Source organism: Cohnella xylanilytica, from assembly GCF_014212175.1.
In the GTDB taxonomy this organism is placed as follows: Bacteria; Bacillota; Bacilli; order Paenibacillales; family Paenibacillaceae; genus Cohnella; species Cohnella xylanilytica.
In genome coordinates this window covers 1-1,678 of the sequence record NZ_JACJVR010000100.1, presented here as the reverse complement: position 1 = coordinate 1,678, position 1,678 = coordinate 1, and the positions used below count along the sequence as shown (strand labels likewise).

At 50.6% G+C, this 1,678-nt stretch carries 1 protein-coding gene; it reads right to left on the bottom strand.

Annotated features, from left to right (window positions below):
* Positions 1 to 177: 177 nt before the first annotated feature.
* Positions 178 to 1,479, bottom strand: a complete 1,302-nt coding sequence (locus tag H7B90_RS25205) for an IS1380 family transposase (protein WP_185138666.1) — start codon at positions 1,477 to 1,479, stop codon at positions 178 to 180.
* Positions 1,480 to 1,678 lie beyond the last annotated feature (199 nt).

Below are 1,678 nucleotides of genomic sequence, written 5' to 3'. Positions count from 1 at the left end.
CCTGAATTACGAAAGCCTATAAAATCGGGCTTTTGAAGATGCAGCACTTGGATAAGACAACCAATTATGGAGGGAGAATATGCAATCAAAATGAAATGCGAGCAAAAAAGCCATCACTTTCCCCCTCCCCACATGAAGGGGCAACGGCATTTCCAAGACACAAATTGGGATTATTGTTTATTCCAATAAAATGCTTTTTCGTTCCATGCGTCGCCATGCCCACTGGTTTTGGAAGGATGTACTCAGCTTCAATGTCATTTGGCGGGCATGCTGGACAAACACACCTGCACAAACAAAAAACGTTCGCCGGAACTGCTGGATAGTGTAGGATCGGTGAATCGGCTCACAACAATGATGCTTGAATCGCTCAAAAAGATTATAGGCGAGCAACTTTAAGAGCAGGTCGATTTCATTGGCGGCAAACGACTGCGTTGGAATGCGGTGGATGGCAAAGCCATTCTTACCTTCCTTGATGTAGTTCTCCATGCAGCAGCGCTGGTTGTAAAACCGCCACACGTCGATGGCTTCCCAGGCTTCCGTTGTGACCATGGCTTCGTATTGCCAGAGCAAGTCGAGCTCCAGTTGAGACTGGTCCCCGTCCCAGCGCGGCATTTTGCGGATGACGGCGACACGACGCATCTTCTTCCAACCGATCGCTTGGTAGGCCAGCACGATGCCTTCGATGATCCAGTCCTCATCCACAAAGCGTTGCCAGTGCTCACAGGCTTTGACGTGCTCCTGGAGGCGACTTGTCCATTTCAGCTTGCCGACGTAGCCGATTTGGCGGGACTCCCAAAACGCGTAAAAGTCTTCTCCGCCAAAGCCTTTGTCAAAACGGGCATAGCGTACGTTGTGGGAATGAAGCAACGCCAGCGTTTGCCGCGCAAACGCAAGGACGTCGGTCGAACTGCTCGTGTTGCCGGGACGCAGTGCGGCATTCACCAGCATCCGCGACTGCCCTTCGTACACGAGCAAGGGATGAAGACTTTTGCGACCACGCTTGTGACTGTTGTAGCCGACTTCCGCTCCCTGCTGGTTGCCGTACACGGTCTCAACCGTGGAATCCAGATCCAGAATCAAGGCGTCGGGCAACTGCGGTGCGATGATCTCGACGTTCAGCTTCCGCAGGGCCGGTGCTACATGGTCGTGGGCCTTGCCCAGACGAAGCAAGTCCTTGCCCAGCAACGTGTGGTGCGGCACTCGGCCGCCAACGGCCTGGGCGATCAAGGCATCACCTTGTAGGGACTTGAAGTGAAAGAGACGTTCACAGCCCAAAATCCAGCCGATAATGAGCATCTGCAGGATGCGATGCGTCGGAAAGATAGCATTCGCCGCTTTGGCTAGTCCAAGGCTCTGAAGGGCTTGATTCAAACCGATGTTTTCAAGAAATCCCAGGATCACTTTGCTTCCTGCAAAATTTGTAGCATTTCTCATAGAAAATTCCGTTTTCAATGATGCGATTTTTGTGGTAGACTTCACCTTAAAGGTGCTCCTCTCTTTGGGTGATGTTGTTCTTGACAAACACCATTCTACCAAAGATCTGGGCACTTTTTTATATTTTTATGAGGTGGTACTTTCGTAATTCAGGATTAATTATTCTTCCTGAAACCGGTCCACCTCCCGGGATGCTGCCGTCAATGGTGATATCTTTTAATGTCAGTTGGCCATTTGTAAGATA